The following is a 20062-nucleotide window of genomic DNA, read 5'->3' as shown; positions in this document are numbered from 1 at the left end:
TCGGCGCGCCCGCCCGGCGCGGGGCCGCTGGCCGCTCGTCGCGCGGCCGGAGCGGACGTTGACACCGCCCGACATGGCGGCGTGAATGCTGCGCGTGGATCCATCACCTCCCCCCTCGTCCTGGTCGGGAGCGCCGCGCGCGGCCCAGCCCGGCGGCCGCGGCCATCGCGCGGAGCCCGCGCTGACGGTCGCCTCGCCGGGCGCGCCGTCCGTGCCGCCGCCCTCCGCGGCCGCCGGCGCGGCCGCCGCCGCGGCCGCCGTCGCGCCCCGGCCGCGCGCCGCGTGGATGCGACCGGCCTCGCTCCTGGCCGGCAGCGCTGTCCTCCTGGGGCTCGACCTTGCGTTCGCGATCGGCCCGCGCGTCTCGATGGCGCTGACCGCTCTGGAGACGCTGCTCGTGCCCGCCTGGGTCGCGGCCGTCGTCTCGCTGGAGCGCGCGCACCGGACGCTCACCGGCGCGCAGGCCGAGGCCAGCCGGCCTCGGCTCGCGCTGTTCCTGCTGGCGCTCGGCCTGCTGCTCGCGTGCATCGGCGAGAAGTGGCTCCTCGTCTGGCAGCCGGCCGGCGACACGGGGCATCGCGGCGTCGTGCTCTACCGCTCGTACACCGTGCTCGCGTTCTCCCTGGCCCTCGGCGGCCTGCTCGGGCGCCGGCCGCTCGAGCGGCTCCTGGCCACCGCCGCGGAGCAGCCGGCGCGGCTCATGGCCGTGTCGTTCGGGATCGCCACGCTGATCGGCAGCTTCCTGCTCACGCTGCCGCAGTCGCTCCGGAACATCGAGGACGCCTCGTTCGTCGACGGCCTGTTCATGTCCGCGAGCGCTGTGTGCGTGACCGGGCTCGCCGTCCACGGCATCGCCGAGACGTACACGCCGTTCGGCCAGGCGGTCCTGATCCTGCTGGTCCAGATCGGCGGGCTCGGGATCATGGTGCTGTCGACGTTCTTCGCCATCCTCGCCGGCAGGCGGCTCAGGCTGCGCGACGCCGCCGTGATGGCCGAGCTCATCGACGCCGAGTCGTTCGCCCGCCTCCGCCGCAACGTGGCTGCGATCGTCCTGTTCACGCTCGGCGTCGAGCTCGTGGGGGCGATCGCGCTCCTGTTCAGCTTCCTGCCGTACCCCCAGATCGCCTCCGGGCCCGTGCCCGGCGAGCCCCTGTCCGGCGCCGGCGATCACCTCTGGGCGGCCGTCTTCCACGCGATCAGCGCGTACTGCAACGCGGGCTTCTCGCTGTTCGGCGGCGGGCTGGTCCCGCTGGTCGGCTCGCCCGCGGTCTCCGCCGTGCTGGGGGGGCTCGTGATCTTCGGCAGCCTGGGCTTCCCGGTCCACGACGAGCTCGTGCGCCGGCTCCGGCTGCGGCTCCGCGGCGAGCGGCCGCCGCGGATGTCGCTGCACAGCCGGGTCGTGCTGCTCACGACCGCGGTGCTGTTCGTGGCCGGCGCGGCGGGCTTCCTGCTGCTCGAGTGGCGCCGGTCGATGGCCGGCCTGTCGTGGCCCGTCAAGGTGATGGCGAGCTTCTTCCAGTCGGCGATGACGCGCTCGGCGGGCCTGAGCACGGTCGACTTCGGCCTCATGGGCCCGGCGGCGCTGATGCTCACCTCCATGATGATGTTCATCGGCGGCGCGCCGGGCTCGACCTCGGGCGGGGTCAAGGTCACGACCGTCGCGGCGCTGTTCGCGGCGCTGCGCGCCGAGCTGCGCGGCGACGAGGCGCCGCACCTGCTCGGGCGGACGCTCCCCGCGGCCACCGTGCGCCGCGCCCTCGGGGTCGCGTTCCTCAGCATGGTGCTCGTCTCGGCGTTCGTGCTGATCCTGCTCGCCCTGGAGCCGCACGACCCGATGGGCCTCGCGATGGAGGCGGTCAGCGCGTTCGCCACGGCCGGGCTGTCGGCGAACGTCACGCCGTCGCTGAGCGCGCCGGGCAAGGTGGTCGTCACGCTCGCGATGTTCATCGGCCGCATCGGGCCGCTGACCATGGCCCTGGCGCTCGCCAACCAGGCGAGGGCGCGGAGCTACCGGCTGCCCGAGGAGCGCGTCGGCATCGGCTGAGCGCGCGGCCGGCCGGCGGCCCGGCCCCGGCGCCGCCGCCCGGTCCGCGGATCAGTGGCGCTTGCCGCGGATCCGTGAGACGTTCGCGGCGCCGCGCCGCCAGGCGGCGGCGCGCGCCGCGGGACCATGAGATCGAAGAGCGTCCTTGTCATCGGGCTCGGCCGGTTCGGCACGTCGATCGTCGAGACCCTCTGGAAGAACGGCGCGGAGGTGATCGCGATCGACAACAACCCCGAGGCGGTCGACGCGGTGAAGGACAAGACATCCGCCGCCTTCGTCGGCGACGCGACGGTGCACAAGGTGCTCGAGGGCATCGGCGCACAGTACGTGGACACCGCGATCGTGACGTTCGGCGAGCACTTCGAGCCGTCGGTGCTCTGCGTGGCCTCCCTGGTCCGGATGCGGGTACGCGAGGTGATCGCCCGCGCCGCCACCGATCGCCAGGCCGACATCCTGCGCGCCGTGGGCGCGGCCCGGGTGATCCAGCTCGAGACCGAGATGGGCCGCCGCATCGGCGCCGACATCACGATGCCGCTCGCCCAGGATCTGCTCGATCTGGCCAGCCACTACCGCGTTGTGCCCTGGAACGCGCACGGGCCGCTCGTCGGGCAGACGCTCGCCGGCTCGAAGATCCGCCAGCGGTACCGGATCAACGTGCTCGGCGTGCGGCCGCACACGAGCAAGCTGCCCGGCGACAAGCCGCGGCTCGAGGCGCCCACGCCGGACTACGTGATCCGGGATGGAGACACGCTGCTGCTCGTGGGCGACGCCGACGACGTGAGCCGGTTCGTGGCCGAGGTCGGGGGCTGATCGGCCTCCGTGTCCCGCGCCGAGGCGCCCCGAACGAGGCCACCCGAGCACAATCCTGGCCACCCATTCCCGCTTTTCCCCTCGTCCTCGATGTGCGAGAGCGCCAGGCACATGCGTTCTTTCAAAGCGCCCTCTGCGATGCGCCTCGCTGTCTCGGAAGCGCTGCTGCTCGCGGTCGCGGTGACCACCAGCGCAGCGCGCGCGCAGCCCGCCGACGAGCCTCCGCCCGAGCCTCCGATCGAGGGAGACGTGGGCGGGGCCTCCGTTCCTCGCGGCGGAGCCGGCGCGGTCGTCGTCCCCCTGCCGGGCACGGCCCAGCCGGCGCAGCCCGCCGCCGTCAGCCCGCCGAAGCTGATCACGTACGCCCCGCCGGTGTATCCGGTCGAGGCCCAGCGGGCCGGCGTCGAGGGGAGCGTCATCCTCAAGCTCGACATCGACAAGACCGGGCGCGTCACCAAGGCCGAGGTCCAGACGCCGGGCGGACACGGCTTCGACGAGGCCGCGCTCGCGGCCGCGCCCGGCCTCGTGTTCGAGCCGGCGCGGCGCCCGGACGGCACGCCGGCGCCGGCGCGCATCCTCTACCGGTACGGGTTCACGCTCACCCCCAAGCCCGAAGGCACGGCGGCGCAGGCGCCGCCCGCCGACGTCGAGACGGTCGTCGGGACCGTCCTGTCCGCGAGCACCGGCGAGGGGCTCCCGGACATCGCGGTCAGCCTCCTCCGGCCCGACGGCGGCCGCGAGGACGTGAAGACCGACCAGCGCGGCAAGTTCCGCTTCAAGAACCTCCCTCCCGGCAAGTACCGCGTCGAGGTCGCCGCCGCGGGGTTCGAGCCGTTCACGGCCGAGGAGGACATCGCGGAGGGCGAGGCGATCGAGGTGCGCTACCGCATCTCGCTCGCGAAGCCCAAGGACGGCGCGGCGCAGGGCATCGAGGTGACCGTGCAGGGCGAGCGCCCGCCGCGCGAGGTGACCCGGAGGACGCTCGAGCGCCGCGAGATCGACCGCATCCCGGGGACCGGCGGCGACGCGCTGCGCTCGCTGCAGAGCCTGCCCGGCGTCGCGCGCAGCGGGTTCGGGCTGCTCATCGTGCGCGGGTCCGCGCCGCAGGACACGCTCACGTTCATCGATCGCACCCCGGTGCCGATCATCTACCACTTCGGCGGCCTCTCCTCGGTCGTGCCGACCGAGATGCTCGAGAAGATCGACTTCTACCCGGGCAATTTCAGCGCCGTGTACGGCCGCGCCATGGGCGGCATCGTCGACGTCGGGCTCCGCTCGCCGAAGCAGGACGGCAAGTACCACGGCGTCGTCCAGCTCGATCTCATCGACGGGCGCGTGCTCCTCGAGGGGCCCGTCCCGTACCTCAAGGACTGGAAGTTCATCGCGGCGGGCCGGCGGAGCTGGGTCGACGCGTGGCTCGGGCCCGTGCTCAAGGAGGCGGGCTCCAGCGTGACGCAGGCGCCCGTCTACTACGACTACCAGTTCGTCCTCGAGGGCCGCCCCTCCGCCAGCGAGCGCGTGCGCGCGAGCTTCTACGGCTCGGACGACGCCTTCAAGATCACCCTGGACAAGCCGCCGGAGGACGAGCCGGCGCTGACGGGCGACTTCGGGCTGCACACCGCCTTCCAGCGCTTCCAGGTCAGCTACGAGAACCGCCTGGGGAACCGGGACAGGATCCTCTGGTCGCTGGCGCTCGGCAGGGACGTCTTCGACTTCGGGATCGCGCCCTTCGCCTTCAACGTCACCACGGCCTCGCTCGACCTGCGGCTGGAGTACTCGCACCGGTTCGCCAGGTTCCTCACGATGAACGTCGGAACCGACCTGACGAGCGGCATCGCGACGGTCAACCTCCACGCGCCGACGAGGCAGCCCGCAGGCCACCCGTCGAACCAGCCGTTCTCGACGCTCCCCGCGCAGGACCAGTCGTTCGACGGCCCGTACTCCCGGCCCGCCGCCTACGCCGAGTTCGAGGTGGTCCCCTCGCCGCGCGCGCGGATCGTCCCCGGGGTGCGCGTCGACTACGCGCTCGACACGCACACCCTCGACGTGAGCCCGCGGATCAACGCGCGCTACGACATCCGGAGCGGCTTCCCGAGGACGACGGCCAAGGGCGGCGTGGGCCTCTACTACCAGGCGCCCCAGTTCCAGGAGAGCGTCGAGCCGTTCGGAAACCCGGATATCAAGTCGAACCGATCCATCCACTACGGCCTCGGGGTGGAGCAGGAGATCACGCCGCAGATCGACGTGACGGTGGACGGGTTCTACAAGCAGCTCGATCGGCAGGTCATCTTCTCGGCCGAGAAGGACGGATATGCCAACGACGGCACCGGGTACGCGGTGGGCGGCGAGGTGCTCCTGAAGTACAAGCCAGACGATCGCTTCTTCGGCTGGGCGGCCTACACCCTCTCGCGGTCGGTGCGCACGGACGGCCCCGGGGAGGAGGAGCACCCCACGCCATGGGACCAGACGCACGTGCTGACCGTGCTCGGGAACCTGCAGCTCGGCCGGGGCTGGGAGGTCGGCGCGCGCTTCCGCCTCGTGTCGGGCAACCTGGAGACACCCTATGTCTGCGATCCGGAGCAGAAGGGGTGTGATCCGAACCGGGTGAACGCGATCTACCATGCTTCCTCGGGCAAGTACTCGCCCTTCCCGCTCGGGGGCGACTACAGCGAGCGGATGCCGCTGTTCCATCAGCTCGACGTCCGCGTCGACAAGACGTGGCGATTCAAGAGGTGGCAGCTCGGGCTCTACCTGGATGTGCAGAACGTCTACAACCACCAGGCCGCGGAGGGCATCAGCTACAACTTCAACTTCACGAAGCGGGAGTACGTGACGGGGCTCCCCTTCCTGCCCACGCTCGGGCTGCGAGGAGACTTCTGATGAAACGGACCCGACTGCCCGCGCGCCGCGCGCTGCTCGCCGCGCTCTCGACCCTGGCCCTCGGCATCCCCTGCTGCTCGGGGAGCGACCTGGCTCCGTCGTCCGAGGTGGAGGGGCTCCGCGTCCTGGCCGTGACGGCGGACAAGCCGTACCCGGCGCGGGGCACGCCCGTGACGTTCCAGATGACGTACGCCGACGCGCTGGGCGACGCCGACGGCAACCCGCGGAACGTCGAGGTCACGTGGATCGGGGGCTGCGTGAACCCGCCTGTCGGGATAGACGCGCAGATCGGGTGCCTCGGGCAGTGGATAGGCACCTACATGGCGGCAATGGCCCCGCCGCGGGGAGGAGAAGGTGCCGGCAGCGGCAGCGGCAGCAGCGGTAACGGCGGCGGCGGCAACGGCGGCAGCGCCGACGGCGGCGGCGGTAACGGCGGCAGCGCCAACGATGGCGGCGGCGGTAACGGCGGCAGCGCCAATGATGGCGGCGGCGCCGACGGCGGCGGTGGCAACGGCGGCAGCGCCGACGGCAACGGCGGCAGCGCCAACGATGGCGGCGGCGGTGCCAACGACGGCGGCGGCGGCAACGGCGGCAGCGCCAATGGCGGCGGCAGCGCCGACGGCGGCGGCGGCAACGGCGGCAGCGCCGACGGCGGCGGCGGCAATGGCGGACAGGAGGAGCAGACCGCTCTCTTCAAGCGCCAGGAGCTCGAATCGGAGCTGAGCGGCAAGCCCAACGCAGCGTCGTTTACGTGGACGCTGTCCGGCGACATCCTCAGGCGGGAGGACGCAGGAACCACGGCGGCCGGAACGAAGTACTCGTCGGCCTACGTGTTGTTCGCCGTGTGCGCCGGCAAGATGCGGCCGACTCCGGCGCTGTCCGCGGCGCTGACGGCGGTTCTGACAGGCGCTGACCCGTCCGCGGCGCTGGCAGACGTCACGGGGATTCCACTGGAGTGCGTCGACGAGGACGGGAAGGTGCTCGGTCCGGACAGCTTCGTCGTGGGCTACACGCAGGTGTTTGTCTTCCAGGATTCGGATCAACGAGCCAACACGAACCCGCCCATCGACGGCTTCACGCTGAAGCTGGACGACAAGGAGGTCGCGCTCGGCGAGAGCGGCCTGCCCGTCGTGGAACCGTGCATCCAGCCGGAAACGAAGGCCCAGGGATGCGGCCCGGCAGAGCCGGACGCCGACGACTGCACGACCTACGACATCGACGTGATCGTGCCGTCCGACGCCGCCGACGTGGACGTGGAGGCCACGGCGCTCGGAGGGCCGCCCGCGCACGAGGCGATCTGGGTCGACTACTACACGGACGGGGGCGGATTCGACGGGGCGAGGCGCCTCGTGAGCGACGCGGTGACGGGCCCCGGCGAGCGCCACGGGACCACCTGGACGCCGCCCTCGAAGCCGGGGCGCGTGTCGCTGTGGGCGGTCGTCCACGACACGCGGGGCGGATCGAGCGTGAAGCAGATGGAGGTCGAGGTGCGGGAGAAGGAGTAGTCATGCCGCCGCTCGATCTGCACGTCGCCCTGTTCGGCGCCTCCGGCGCAGGCAAGACGGTCCTCCTGGCGGCCTTCTACCGGGCGCAGACGCAGCCCTCGTTTCAGCTCGAGCACGCGTACAAGATCCAGGCGGTCAACAAGGCGCAGGGCAACCAGCTCCTCGGGCGCTTCTACCGCCTCGAAGAGGGCAGGTTCCCGGACGGCAGCACGCGCTTCGACGCGTACGAGTTCGACTTCTTTCCGAGGGACCTGCCGGACGCGGCGGTCCGCATCCACTGGTACGACTACCCCGGGCGCTGGTGGGAAGACGAGCCGATCGACGCGGAAGAGCGGGAGGCGATGCGCCAGGGCCTGCTCAAGCTCGGCATGAGCCACGTCGGCATCCTCCTTGCGGACGGCGCGAAGTACCGGAGCGAGGGGACCGGCTACATCCGGTGGCTCTTCGAGCACTTCGCCGACGAGTGCGACCGGCTGCGCCGGACGAGCGCCGCCACGGGGGACGAGGTGAGCTTCCCGCGCGAGTGGATCCTCGCCCTCAGCAAGGCCGACCTGTTCCCCCCGGAGTACAGCGCGAGCGACTTCGAGCGCGAGGTCTGCCGCGACGCCGACGATCAGCTCGCGAAGCTCTGCGCCGTGCTCCGCGCCGAGCGCGCGTTCGGCCACCGCTTCATGCTGCTCTCGTCGGTCGCCGCGCCGGCCGACGCCGACGCGCCGGTCGACCCGGGCACCTCGCTCGGCGTGCGCACGCTCGCGCCCGCGGTCCTCGTCAGCACCGTCGAGGGCGCGGTCCGCGAGGCGCAGGCCACGCGGAAGGAGAGGTCGGCCGGAGAGACGTTCTTCCAGGGCCTGCGCGATCTGGTCACGTTCGTCGACTCGCTCGACGACTTCCTCCCGAAGCGATACCAGATCGTGAGCAAGATCCTGCGGTTCGTCTCGATCAAGGACTTCGCGACAACGCGGCTCGACAGGCTCCAGAAGACCCGCGAGGGCGCGATCCGGAGGGGCGACGCGTTCACGGCGGTCCTGAGCGCGATGGCCGCGGCCCTGCGCAACGACGAGGGGGCGCGGGCCTACCACCAGAACCAGTAGGACAGCCATGCTCGCGCCCGCGCCAGCGCCCGTCGTCGAGACCTCGCGCCTCCTCTGGAGGACGCGCGGCGAGCACTGGGATTACGAGTTCATCTGCGTGCCCGAGCACCCGGCGCTCCCCGCCTGGCTCACGGCGCTCGACGCCATGATCGGCGACGCCGACGCGAGCGCCGGAGAGCTCCGTTATGGCCTGCTCGAGATCGACGAGCCCGGGCTGAGAGGCCCTCTCGTGTTTCCCTACGTGGCGACGCGGTTCCTCGATCCGGCGCGGAAGGACTGGACCGGAAGGCAGGTCCAGCACTTCGCCGTGTGGTTCCCGCCGATCCCGGAGGCGGCGATCGAGGCGCTGCCCGGGGCGATCCCCGCCGACTGGCACCTTCGCGTGCTCGAGGGCCTCGCGGGGACGTACGGCTCCGGCGAGGTGTTCGGGCTGCCCGAGGCGGCGATCCGCGCGTCCAGGCGGGGTGCTCCGGAGAGCCGGGCGGCGCGCGCGATGGCGATCGTGAAGCGCACGCCCCCGGTGGCGCTGCTCGAAGGCGAGGCCGCGCCCGCGCGGTGGAAGCGGGTGCCCACCGTAAAAAAAAAGTGCCCGGATCCTCCGGGCGCGGTGGGCGTGAAGGTGGCGGGAGCAGGCGATAGCGGCAAGCGCCCGGGACTCGGCTGCTTCGCGGTCAGCCTGCTGGTGATCCTCGCCGTCAGTCGACTGATGATCGGATGGGTGGCGGGCTGAGGCGGCCTCGCGGCGCGCGCGCCTGTCAGCCAGCGCGCATGGTAGGAGCGGCTGCGGTGACATGCAAGCCATCCGTGGAGGTGGCCACTTCACGCCGGAGGATCGTGGCTCGACGCGCCGGCGCCCACTATGCTCGCCCCGATCGCCGCGCCAGATGCGGCGCGCCATCAACGCATGACGGAGATCTGCTGTGAATGACCATCCCGCATTGACACCTGGCCGCGCCGCCGTTGTGACCGGCGCCGCCAGCGGCATCGGCCTCGCGGCCGCCGAGCGCTTCGCGCGCATGGGCCTGAAGGTCTGTCTCGCCGACCTCGACGGACCGGCGCTTCACGAGGCCGCCGCCCGCGTCGCCGCCGCCGCGCCCGGCGGCCAGGCCGACGTGCGCGCGGTGCCGACCGACGTCGCCAGGCTCGAGGACGTGCATCGGTTGAAGCAGGCCGCCTACGACGCGTTCGGCGAGGTGGCGGTCCTGATGAACAACGCCGGAGTCGGCGGCGGCGGCAAGCCGTGGAAGGACATCGACCGCTGGCGGCGGCTCATCGAGGTCAATCTGTGGGGCGTGATCCACGGCGTGCAGGCGTTCACCGAGGCGATGATCGCGCAGGGCACCCCCTGCGCCATCGTCAACACGGGCTCGAAGCAGGGCATCACCACCCCGCCCGGCGACGCTGCCTACAACGTCTCGAAGGCCGGCGTGAAGGTGCTGACAGAGCAGCTCGCCCACGAGCTGCGCAACGTGGCGGGCTGCAAGATCACCGCCCACCTGCTGATCCCGGGCTACACGTTCACCGGGATGACCGCGCGAGGCCCGGAGAAGCCCGCGGAGGCATGGACCGCCGATCAGGTGGTGGATCTGATGATCGGCGGCATGGCCCGCGGCGACTTCTATCTGCTCTGTCCCGACAACGCGGTGACGCGCGAGATGGACGAGCGCCGCGTGCAGTGGGCGGCCGACGACCTGATCCGGAACCGACCTGCGCTGTCGCGCTGGCATCCAGAGTACGCCGAGGCGTTCGCCGCGTTCATGGCGGGCGCCGCGAAGCCCTGAAGGGGCAGGCTGCCCGGAGCGCGCGCCGCCCGCAGGCGGGGCGGGGCTCGGCCCCGGGCAGCATAAAGATCCGTCGCTGTAACAGGAGAACTGCACAGGTTCTTTTCGGCCGCCCGAATTGAATGTTTCACTTCGCGTGATGGTCGGGCCCCTCACAACACAACAGCGCAGAGATCCTGGCCCGTTGCGCTGCTCCTCCTCTGGATGCAGATCGTGCGACGAGGTCCTCGACGAAGGGTCGCCCGCGGCCCAGTCTACCCGCCAGCTGTATGGTCCCGCTCCCTGCCCGCTCGCTTCAGACCCACTGGTGCAGCGAGGGCACGGTAAAGATCTGGTGTCCCGCGCCGGCGCTGATCGTCACGTGTGTCACCGGCGTGCTGGTGGAGGCGGGCGCCGCGGCGATCGAGGAGGTGATGTTGCGGCGGGTCGCCGCGGAGGGCCGAGTGCTGGTCTTCAATGACTGGGAGGCGATGACCGATTACGAGCACGTGACGCGCACGCGGCTGACCGCGGCGACGATTTCCGTCCTCCATGCGGTCGAGGGAGCTCACTTCCTGCTCCAATCCAGGGTGGTCATCTTCGGGGTTCAGATCGCGAATACCGCCATCCGGAAGCTGACCGTCCATCCGTCGCGCGCGGTGTTCGAGCGCGCGCTGGAGGACGCGCTCCGCCAGCGCGCGCCGGAGGGCACGGTCTAGTCCTCGGGTTGGCCCCCACGGCTGGCGGGAAGTTACGATCCGGATTGATCTTTATCTGTCGGCGTCCACGCGCTCCAGCGCGCGCCACCGCGTCGAGCGCTCGCCGCGGGGATCCCCGTTAATTTGGGGCATATTTTTTGGCAGCCCGACGGATTCGGTAGTAGGGTGTCCCGCCATTCACAGCCCACGATAAGATTGTCGGCGTATTGAAATCGCTTTGCGCGGACCATGCTCTCGGGAGACCCACGTGAACACCAACATGACAAGTGGCGTGGTCGACGGCGGCGCCGATGCGGCCCTCGTGGATGTCGGAACGTGAACCCGCGTGTCCGATTCACCGCCGTAGGAGATTGATCATGAGCACTTGGAAGACGCCCAGCGCAACCCTTGTCGTCTCTCTCTCGCTGGCCGGGATCGCTGCGCCGGCCACGAGCAACGCGCAGCCGGCGGAGCCGGCTCAGCAGGCTGCGCCCGGCGCGGCCGCGCCGACGCCCGTGGAGGCGCCCCCTCCTGCTCCTCCTCCTCCGCCGGTCGAGCAGAAGAAGGCCGATGACAAGCCTCTCGTGCGTGTCTACGGGATCCTCAAGCCCACGGTCGTCGTGGGGAACGGCCTTGAGTCCTTCGGCAACCCGAACTACTCCGCCCCGACGGCCGCGGTGAACCCGCTGTTCCTCGCCGATCCGGACGCCGTGGGCCTCACCTTTCAGGCGCAGCAGACGCGTGTTGGCGTGGCCGTCGGGGAGGGCTCGCCCGTGAAGGGGCAGGTCGAGCTCGATTTCATCGATTTCGGCAAGTCCTCTCCCGCCCAGGGGATGAGCCTTCGCGTGCGTCAGGCGTTCCTGGATTGGACTCCCGCCGAGGGGCACAAGCTCACGCTCGGCCAGACCTGGGATCTGTTCTCGCCGCTGAACACGCACACGTACAACCTCGTGGGTGGGATGTTTCAGTCCGGAAACTCGGGCTTCATGCGCCACCAGTTCATCTACCTGGCGAACGTCGGCAGCGTCGAGGTGGGCGCCGCGCTCGGTCTGGTCAGCCAGAACGTCACGGCCATCCTCAACAACGTCGAGTACTCGCGCACGCCGACCGTCTCGCTGCGCGCGAGCTATCGCGCCGAGAAGACCGCGTGGGTGGGCGCCTCGGTGATCGGCACGCGGCTCGCCTTCGACGCGAACCTGCCGACCGAAGAGGGGCGGCTGGCGCTCGGCGGCAACCTGTTCGGCGAGATCACGAGCGGTTCTCTGAACGTGCGGGCCGAAGCGTACGGCGGGAAGAACCTCGCCAACCTGGGCCTCCTGACGCTCGGGCAGGGCTATCGCACGGACGACGTCGCCGAGGTGGGCGGCTGGGTGTCGGGGAAGGTCACGTTCGACAAGCACTCTTTGCACCTCGTCGCCGGGACCGCGATGGTGCTCAGCACCGACGAGATGCAGCTCGGCTACACGCCCGGAACCCCCGCGGCGGGCGGCACGCCGGCCACCGCTCCCGCGCGCGTGGGCGCCAATGGTCCCGGCATCGAGCGCAACGTGACCCTGCGCGCGGGGTATGCCTTCGCGCCCATGAAGGGGCTCTCGATCGTGCTCGAGCCTTCCCTGTTGCTCACGCGCCACAAGCTCGATCCGGCGGCCGCAGCGCAGCATGACGCCGACCGCACGGGCTTTGGCGTCGAGGCGGGCGGGCTCTACCAGTTCTGACAGCGCTGACGGCCCCCGCGAGGGGGCGCTCAACGTCGCCCGCTCCGCCGGCGCTCTCCCCGGCGCTGGGGCGAGGGTGGAGCGAAGATCTCCGCGAGAAAATCGACAAACACGCGCACCTTCGGCAAGAGGTGCCGGTTCTTCGGGTACAGCGCGTGAATCGGCCAGGTCGTCGTCGGGAACTCGTCGAGCACGGTCACGAGCGTCCCCTCGGCCAGCGCGTCCTTCGCCAGGAAGTCGAACATCGCGATGATCCCGCTCCCGGCGATCGCGAGGTGCCTCAGGACATCCACGTCGTTCGCGTGGAACGGCCCGGAGATGGGCACCTCGAGCACGGCGTCGCCGTCTCCGGTCAGGAAGCGGAACGCTGTGGGCCGCCCGTCGCGCAGGTACCCGACGCAGTCGTGGCCCGAGAGATCGGCCGGCGTCGCGGGCGCGCCGCGCCGCGCAATGTAGGACGGCGCCGCGCAGTGGACGATGCGGCTCGCGCCGAGCCGGCGCGCGACGAGGCTCGAGTCGCCGAGCGGGCCGATGCGCACGAGCAGGTCGAGCCCCTCGGCCACGGGGTCGACGTGCTGATCGCGCAGCGTCAGGTTGACCCGCACGTCGGGGTAGCGCGCCGCGAAGCGCGGCAGGCCCGGCGCGATCACGCCCCGTCCGAGCGCCACCGGCGCGTCGACGCGCAGGAGCCCCACCGGCTTCTTGCTCGCGCGCGCGATCGCCTCGGTCGCCTCCCCTAGCTCCTCGACGATGCGGACGCAGCGCGCGTAGAAGGCCTGCCCGTCGTCCGTCAGGCGGAGCGATCGCGTCGTGCGCGCCAGGAGCGCCACGCCGAGCTCCTGCTCGAGGCGCATCACGCGCCGGCTCACCGCGGACGGCGTGACGCCGAGCCGGCGCGCGGCGCGCGAGAAGCTACCGGTCTCGACAGTGGCGACGAGCAGCTCTATCGCGGCGAGCGAGATCATGATCTGTGCTGAAATAGCACAAGTGACGTTCCCTCGCGCGGACTGATGCGCCCCGGATGGCTCGATCCAGCCATTGGCCGAGCTGGATTCATTCTCTCGATTCTTGATGCCATGCCCTGCGTTCCGATACGTTCCGAGGAGGCGCGGAATGTTTGCGAACGCCACACCCTATGCTGCTCTGGCCGTGCCCCTGCACGATGAGCGGGGTGTCGACGTCGTCATCCTTCTGGCCAAGGCCACCTTCGCCAGGCGCGGTCCCACGCTCGTGCTCCTGGACGAGCAGGCTCCCCTTCGCCTGAACGACGTGCCGACGGACGAGGCGGCCGTCCGGGACGGCCGTGAGTCGAGCATTCGCTATCCCAGCGACGTCTGCTGCGAGAAGCCGGGGGCAGACGTCGTGATCGTCGGCAGCGCGGTCTCCTCGAAGGCCGTCAGCAGCCTCGACGTCGCCGTTCGCGCGCCGGGCCGCGCGATGTCGCTCACCGTGCACGGCGAGCGGGTCTTCTACAAGAGCGGCCTCGGCATCAAGATCTCCCCGGCAGCGCCGTTCGAGCGCGCCGCGATCACCTACGAGCGTGCGTACGGAGGGACATCGAAGGACGGCACCGTCGTGGAGTGGCACAACCCCGTGGGGCGCGGCGCCCACAGATCGACCTCGGAGCTCGATGGATCCCCGGCCCCGTGCGTCGAGGATCCCGCTCACCCCGTCACGGGAACGGACGCGACGCCTCCGGCCGGATTCGGCGCCATCGCGATGTGGTGGCTGCCGCGGCGCGCGCTGTCGGGGACGATGGACGCGGCCTGGCAGCGCGAGCGCATGCCGCTGCCGCCGCTCGACTTCGATCGACGCTTCTATCAGGTCGCTCATCCCGCTTTGCAGCTGGATCGGCCGCTCACGGCGGGCGACGTCATCGCCACCCACGGGCTGTGTCCCGAGGGGCTGTTCGACGTGACCATTCCCGAGCTCGCGATCGTCGCGCACCTCCGCCGGGCGACGGGGCGGGCGGTGTCCCTGCCCCTCGCGCTCGACACGGCCGTCCTCGAGCCCGACACGGCGCGCGTCGAGCTCACGTTCCGGCGCGTCGTCCCGCTCGGCAGGGGCGACACGATGCTCCGGGAGGCGCGGCTCGATGTCGACGCGTGACGCCCTCCTGCTCTCCCTGCCCGCCGACGGGCGGATCCCCGGAGCGCTCCGCGCTCCCATCGAGGGGGTCTCCATCGCGCACTACCTCGTCGTGGAAGCGGCGCAGCTCGACGGGCTCCCCGTCCCCGCGGTGCTGGAATGGCTCGGCGTGCCGCGACGAGCGTTCGCGCGGGCCGAGGAGCTCTGGAGCGAACGTGTGGCCGACGCGCTCGGGGGCGAGGACGGCGGCTTCGACGCGCTGTACGAGGACGTCATCGGCCGAGCGCTCTCGCTCTGGGCGCGGGCCGTCGACCCGCTCGACCGGGAGTTCGGCGCCTGGATGACGTTTCAACGCCACGCGCTCGAGGCCGACGATCCGGGCGAGCTCGCCCGCCGCGCGGGGCTCACCCGGGGTGACGAGCTGCGCCTCGCGCGCCTCTGGCGCGGGCGGCTGGTCGAGGCCGAGCCCGAGATCGTCGCCCTGGCCGAAGCGGCGATGTCGGGCCCGCTCGCGCCCCTGCCCGCGCTCACCGTGTCTCCGTTCGTCTTCCCACCGCCGGAGGAGCGCCCGTGATCAACCAGGCAGAGCTCCGGCTCGATGGGCTCGAGGGCGCGGAGATCGTGCGGGTCCGCGGGCGTGAAGCCATGAACGAGCTCGGCGCCTTCGTCGTCGATATCCTGCACCCCGACCCGCACCTCGACCCGGCGGCGCTCGTCGACAAGGACGCGACCCTCGGGCTGGCCGACGCGAGCGGACACACGACGACGTTCCACCTGATCGCGCTCGAGGCCTCCCACGGCGGCCACTTCCGCGGCAGCGACCGCTATCACATCACGCTCGGGCCCGCGGCCGAGCGCCTCGCCCTGCGCGTGAGCCACGCGATCTTCCAGGACAAGACCACCCAGGAGATCGTGGCCGAGCTCCTGCTCCGCGCGGGCATCCCCGCCGCCCAGGTGAAGTGGCGCCTCGCTGGACAGTACGCGAAGCGAGACTACACGGTGCAGTACGGAGAGAGCGAGTGGGCGTTCATCGCGCGCCTGCTCGCCGACGAAGGCATCAACCACTGGCTCGATCGAGAGGACGACGCTCCGCTCCTCGTCTTCGGCGATCACCCGAGCTCCCATGAAGGGATCGAAGGGCCGAGCCCCATCGTGCCGTTCGAGGACGCGAGCGGCATGAGCTCGATGGCGTTCGCCTTCCATGCCCTGCGGCGAAGCTGGTCCATCGCCTCGACCAGGGCGAGCCTGCGCGACATCAACGTGCAGAACCCCGGCGTGCCCGTGGACGGCGAGGCAGGCGAAGGCGCGCTCGAGGTCTTCGAGTATCCCTCGAACCTCATGATGCCGACGGCGGCGACCGCGCGGGCCAAGGTCCGCCTCGAGCAGCTCCGCCGCCATCGCTCGACGCTCGTGGGCGAGAGCGGCAATGCGCGCCTCCGCGCCGGACGGGTCGTGCAGATCACCGGCGCCGCGGACGCCTGCTTCTCGGGCAGGTTCCTGATCACCGCGGTGGAGCACGAGCTCGAGCAAGCCTCACGGGAGCAGCCCCGGGGCACGCCGTACCGCAATCGCGCCACCCTCGTCCCCTTCGCCCCGGACGCGCCGCACCGGCCCGGGATACCGCGCTCACGGCCGATCGTGGCAGGAATCGAGAGCGCGATCGTCACCGGCCCTGCGGGGGACGAGATCCACGTCGACGATCTCGGTCGCATCAAGGTGCGCTTCTTCTGGGATCGCTCGGGCCTGGGCGACGACAAGAGCTCACGCTGGGTCCGAGCGCTTCAGATGAACCTCACGACGCCGCAGATGCTGCCCCGCGTCGGATGGGAGGTCCCGGTCATCTACGAGAACGGCGATCCGGACCGGCCCTTCGTCCTCGGGCGCGTCTACAACGGCGGGGCCGCGCCGCCCTACGGGCTGCCCGACCGGCGCGCGACGAGCACGCTGCAATCGGCCACCTCGCCGAGCGACGGGACGACGCAGGAGATCCGGATGGGCGACGACGGGGGGAGCGAGCAGACCTTCGTCCACGCGACGAGGGATCAGACGGTATCTGTCGGCGGCGCTCACGCGATCGAGGTCGGGGCGAACCGGCTGGACACCGTGCAAAAAGGGCAACAGCTCCTCGTCGACGGCACCCAGACGACGACGATCGGGGGCAACCAGTCCATCGTCGTGGGCGCCGACGGGAACATCGTCGTCAAGGGGGCGCGCTCGGAGAGCATCGGCGGCAGCGAGAACATCGGCGTGACGGGCACCTACAAGACGACCGTCGATGGCGCTTACGTCGAGCTGATAGGCGCCCTCTACAGCCTGCGCTGCAACGAGTACAACGCGAAGATCCAGGGGGCGTTCACGCAGGTCATCGGCGCGGCGCTCTCGACCACGGCGGGGCTCGGGAGCAACCAGTCGGTGGCGGGCGCGCGGACCGAGGTCGTGAGCGGCGCCCGCAGCTTCACGGCCGGTCTCGCGTACGCCGACGGGACCATGGGTCGAAAGAGCGTCACCGCCGGGGCGGCGAACGAGAGCGCGGACGCCAAGGTGGCCTTCAACGCGGGCGCCCGGGCGACCCTCCAGGCGGGCGGTGTCCTGTCGATCGAGGGCGGCGGCAAGGTCGTGTTCGAGGCGAGCACGATCTCCGTCAAGGCTGCGACGCTCACCGCGAAGGGGGGGAGCACGATGAAGCTCGCAGGGGCGATGAAGTCGACGTCCACCGTCAAGCTCGACGCGCCGACGGTCAAGAAGAACGACAAGGTCAAGGTGGGGCCGTGAGGGCCGCGTTCGATCTGACCATCGAGGGGGCCCCGCCGCTCTCGGTCCAGTCGTTCGATGCCCACGAGCGGACGCATGTCGGCGGCAGCGTGCGTGTCCTCGCGCGCGTCGCTCCAGGGCGGGACGAGGCGCTCGTCCCCGACGAGCTGCTCGGCAAGAAGGCGACGCTGGAGATCACGCCGAAGGACGCGCTGCGCGACGTCCCGCGGAGGTTTCACGGGGTCGTCGACGTCATCGAGAGCTCGGGGCAAGGCGCGCTGCTGACGATCGTTCCGCGCCTCATGCCGCTCGAGGACGGATCGGATCACCGTATCTTCCTGGAGAAGGACTCTGTCGCCATCGCCGAGGAGCTGCTGCGCGAGGCAGGCCTCGCCCTCGACATCCGCGTGGCGACCCGACCCGAGCCGCGGGTCCAGTGCGTCCAGGCCTTCGAGTCCGTGCTCGCGTTCGTGCGGCGGATCCTTGCCGAGGACGGGATATCGCTGTGGGTCGAGCACCAGGAGTCGGAAGACGTGGTGGTGTTCGGCCAGGACGACTCGGCCTGCCACGATCTCCCGGGCGGCGCGCGCGTCACGGTGGCGCACGACGGCGGGCTGACGACGGGCGAGGTGGTCACGGATCTGCGGCTGCTGCACCGCGTGACACACGACGGCGTGGCGATCTCAGACTACGATCCCGATCATCCCGCTGTCGATCAGGCCGCGTCGGTGGGTGGGCAGCGCTTTCAGCGCTTCGCGTACCCTGGACACCATCGCTCGCCGGAGGGAGGCGCCTCGCGGGCGCGGCTCCTCCTGGAGGAGGAGCAGACCGAAGGCGTGATCCTCCGGGCGCGCACGACCTGCCGGCATGTCGCTGTGGGGTACATCGTGGAGCTCGAGGGCGCCCCGCGGGACGATGAGAACGGGCGCTTTCGCGTCCTGGAGGTGCGACACAAGGGGCGCGACTTCGCCGCGAACGGCCCGGGCGATCTGCGTTATGAGGCCGAGTTCACCGCGGTCCCCGCGGCGCGACCCGTGCGGCCCAGGCGGCAGCCGGCGAAGGGGCTGGGCGGGCTCCAGACGATGACGATCATGGGGCCTCCCGGCGCGGAGATCCACACCGACCCGCAGGGGCGGGTCAAGGCGCGCTTCCGCTGGGATCGCCTCTCACCGGACGACGACACGGCGAGCGCGTGGGTCCGGCCGATGCAGCCGCCCTTGAGCGGTGGGTTCTTCCTGCCGCGGGTCGGCTGGGAGGTGCTTGTCGGGTTCATGAACGATCCTGCGCCGACGGGGGATGCCCCGCTGTCGCTCGGGCGCCTCGACAACGGGCAGGCGCCCCCCGCCGAGAGCCTGCCGAAGCAGAAGGTGCGGTCGAACTGGGGGACCCAGAGCACCGGGGGGAGCGGGAAGCAGAACCAGATCCGGTTCGACGACGCCGCGGGCAACGAGGGGATGCACTTCGCGGCGTCGAAGGACGCGAACGAGAGGACCGAGAACGACAAGGTCGTCAGCGTGACGGCCGACGAGGAGAACGTCGTCGGGGGCAATCACACGAGCACGGTGACCTTGCAGCAAGTGACAGCGGTGAAATCTGCCCAGACGTACTCGGTGGGTGGCAATCGCGACGTGACGACGACGGGCGCGCTCGGGATCTTCGCCGCGAGCGAGAGCGTCAGCGTGGGCGCGACGCGGAAGCTCACGGTGGGGGGCGATTACGAGATGAAGGCGGCCACCGTCAGCCGCATCGTCGGGGCCGCGGAGAACGTCGTCGCGATCCAGGGGACGAACCGCCACGTGACCGGCGCCTCGACCATCGCCGTGGGCGGCACGTGGACGGAGATCGGCGGCATCACGGCGTCCACCGGCGTGCTCGGCGCCAGCACGCTGACCGCCGGCGGGCCCCTCTCGGTGAGCGCGAGGAGCGTGTCGATCAACGCGTCGGTGCTCTCGGAGACCTACGCGGGGCTGTACAAGGCGCACGCCGGCGCGGATTTCACGGTGGGGGCTCCCATCGTGAAGCTCAAGGCGGGCGGGGCCATCCGGGCCAAGGGAGCCGACGTGTCCTTCAAGGCGAAGTCGAGGATCGTGCTCAAGGCGGGCGGCGTCACGGTCACGATCACGCCGGCGTCGATCACGGTGAAGGGAAAGCTCAAGGGCGATTCGACGAGCGTCGTGACGACGAGGGAGGAGGTCAAATGAGGGCGACAAGGACCATGAACCAGGGCGCGAGCGCGCGGCCTGCGCCGAACAAGGGCGCCGCGCGCAAGGCCGGGCCGGGCAAGGTGGTGAAGCTCGGCCGCCGCGCGGAGGCGACGGCGCCGCTCGGCGGAGGAGCCCATTTCGCGAAGCTGCTCAGGAAGCTCGCGGAGGGGCGGTACGAGGCCTCGCTCTTCGGCGGAGAGCCGCGCGAGGTCGGGGTGCTGCCCGAGGTGGATCTCGAGCTCGCCGACAGGTGCCTCGCCGAGCAGGGCATCGTCCTCGTGGGGATGGTCGGCGACGACGCGGTGATCTTCGGCGCGCTCCAGACGAGGGAGCGCAGGGCGGAGGAGATCGTCCTGGAAGCGCCGCGGAGGCTCGTGCTCAAGGCGGGCAAGTCGAAGCTGGAGCTCCTGGCCGAGGGCCGGGTGAGGCTGTCGGCCGACGCCGTGACCGTGGACGCCCCCCGCGAGGTGCGGCTGGCGAGCGCGCACGTGGAGATCCCGTAGGCGGGGCCGCCGG

15 protein-coding genes are annotated in these 20062 nt (G+C 71.1%); 14 read left to right on the top strand and 1 reads right to left on the bottom strand.

What is annotated here, in order from left to right; all coding sequences use genetic code 11:
- Positions 1 to 85 precede the first annotated feature (85 nt).
- From WME97_RS17880 to WME97_RS17840, 9 genes are all read left to right on the top strand, one after another.
- Complete coding sequence (locus WME97_RS17880; RefSeq protein WP_437553226.1) at positions 86 to 2044, top strand: TrkH family potassium uptake protein; 1959 nt, start codon at positions 86 to 88, stop codon at positions 2042 to 2044.
- A 126-nt stretch (positions 2045 to 2170) separates the two neighbouring features.
- A complete protein-coding gene (locus WME97_RS17875) occupies positions 2171 to 2854 on the top strand; it encodes a potassium channel family protein (RefSeq protein ID WP_437553224.1) in 684 nt (227 codons plus the stop codon).
- Between the two features lie 138 nt (positions 2855 to 2992).
- A complete protein-coding gene (locus WME97_RS17870; RefSeq protein WP_437553222.1) occupies positions 2993 to 5734 on the top strand; it encodes a TonB-dependent receptor domain-containing protein in 2742 nt (913 codons plus the stop codon).
- Positions 5734 to 7239, top strand: a complete 1506-nt coding sequence (locus WME97_RS17865) for a hypothetical protein (RefSeq protein WP_437553220.1) — start codon at positions 5734 to 5736, stop codon at positions 7237 to 7239. The genes WME97_RS17870 and WME97_RS17865 overlap by 1 nt, the downstream gene beginning before the upstream one ends.
- Before the next feature lie 2 nt (positions 7240 to 7241).
- Positions 7242 to 8330, top strand: a complete 1089-nt coding sequence (locus WME97_RS17860; RefSeq protein ID WP_437553219.1) for a TRAFAC clade GTPase domain-containing protein — start codon at positions 7242 to 7244, stop codon at positions 8328 to 8330.
- A gap of 7 nt (positions 8331 to 8337) precedes the next feature.
- Positions 8338 to 9060 carry a hypothetical protein gene (locus tag WME97_RS17855; RefSeq protein WP_437553217.1) on the top strand — a complete coding sequence of 241 codons (723 nt, stop codon included), beginning with the start codon at positions 8338 to 8340 and terminating at the stop codon, positions 9058 to 9060.
- Positions 9061 to 9250: 190 nt separating this feature from the next.
- On the top strand, positions 9251 to 10111 hold the full coding sequence (locus WME97_RS17850; protein ID WP_437553215.1) for an SDR family NAD(P)-dependent oxidoreductase: 861 nt from the start codon (positions 9251 to 9253) through the stop codon (positions 10109 to 10111).
- Between the two features lie 269 nt (positions 10112 to 10380).
- Positions 10381 to 10809 carry a hypothetical protein gene (locus tag WME97_RS17845; protein WP_437553213.1) on the top strand — a complete coding sequence of 143 codons (429 nt, stop codon included), beginning with the start codon at positions 10381 to 10383 and terminating at the stop codon, positions 10807 to 10809.
- A gap of 356 nt (positions 10810 to 11165) precedes the next feature.
- On the top strand, positions 11166 to 12503 hold the full coding sequence (locus tag WME97_RS17840) for a hypothetical protein (protein WP_437553211.1): 1338 nt from the start codon (positions 11166 to 11168) through the stop codon (positions 12501 to 12503).
- Positions 12504 to 12532: 29 nt separating this feature from the next.
- Here the strand turns inward: WME97_RS17840 and WME97_RS17835 are convergent, their stop codons facing one another.
- A complete protein-coding gene (locus tag WME97_RS17835; protein WP_437553209.1) occupies positions 12533 to 13468 on the bottom strand; it encodes a LysR family transcriptional regulator in 936 nt (311 codons plus the stop codon).
- A gap of 184 nt (positions 13469 to 13652) precedes the next feature.
- Here WME97_RS17835 and WME97_RS17830 point away from each other — a divergent pair, with 184 nt between their 5' ends.
- From WME97_RS17830 to WME97_RS17810, 5 genes are read left to right on the top strand one after another with little or no spacing between them, the layout of a single operon-like run.
- Positions 13653 to 14612, top strand: a complete 960-nt coding sequence (locus WME97_RS17830) for a DUF2169 family type VI secretion system accessory protein (RefSeq protein WP_437553207.1) — start codon at positions 13653 to 13655, stop codon at positions 14610 to 14612.
- Positions 14599 to 15165 (top strand): hypothetical protein, encoded by a 567-nt coding sequence (locus WME97_RS17825; RefSeq protein WP_437553205.1) that lies wholly within the window; start codon positions 14599 to 14601, stop codon positions 15163 to 15165. Before WME97_RS17830 ends, WME97_RS17825 begins: the two co-directional genes overlap by 14 nt.
- Positions 15162 to 17363: a type VI secretion system Vgr family protein gene (locus WME97_RS17820; protein WP_437553203.1), complete on the top strand. Its 2202-nt coding sequence runs from the start codon at positions 15162 to 15164 to the stop codon at positions 17361 to 17363. The genes WME97_RS17825 and WME97_RS17820 overlap by 4 nt, the downstream gene beginning before the upstream one ends.
- Entirely contained in the window at positions 17360 to 19543 is a 2184-nt protein-coding gene (locus WME97_RS17815) for a type VI secretion system Vgr family protein (protein ID WP_437553202.1), read from the top strand. Before WME97_RS17820 ends, WME97_RS17815 begins: the two co-directional genes overlap by 4 nt.
- Positions 19540 to 20049, top strand: a complete 510-nt coding sequence (locus tag WME97_RS17810) for a hypothetical protein (protein WP_437553200.1) — start codon at positions 19540 to 19542, stop codon at positions 20047 to 20049. The genes WME97_RS17815 and WME97_RS17810 overlap by 4 nt, the downstream gene beginning before the upstream one ends.
- The last annotated feature ends 13 nt before the right edge of the window (positions 20050 to 20062 follow it).

Origin of the sequence: Sorangium sp. So ce367 (genome assembly GCF_051520455.1) — a bacterium.
GTDB lineage: Bacteria > Myxococcota_A > Polyangia > Polyangiales > Polyangiaceae > Sorangium > Sorangium cellulosum_B.
This window is presented reverse-complemented; position numbering and strand designations above follow the sequence as displayed.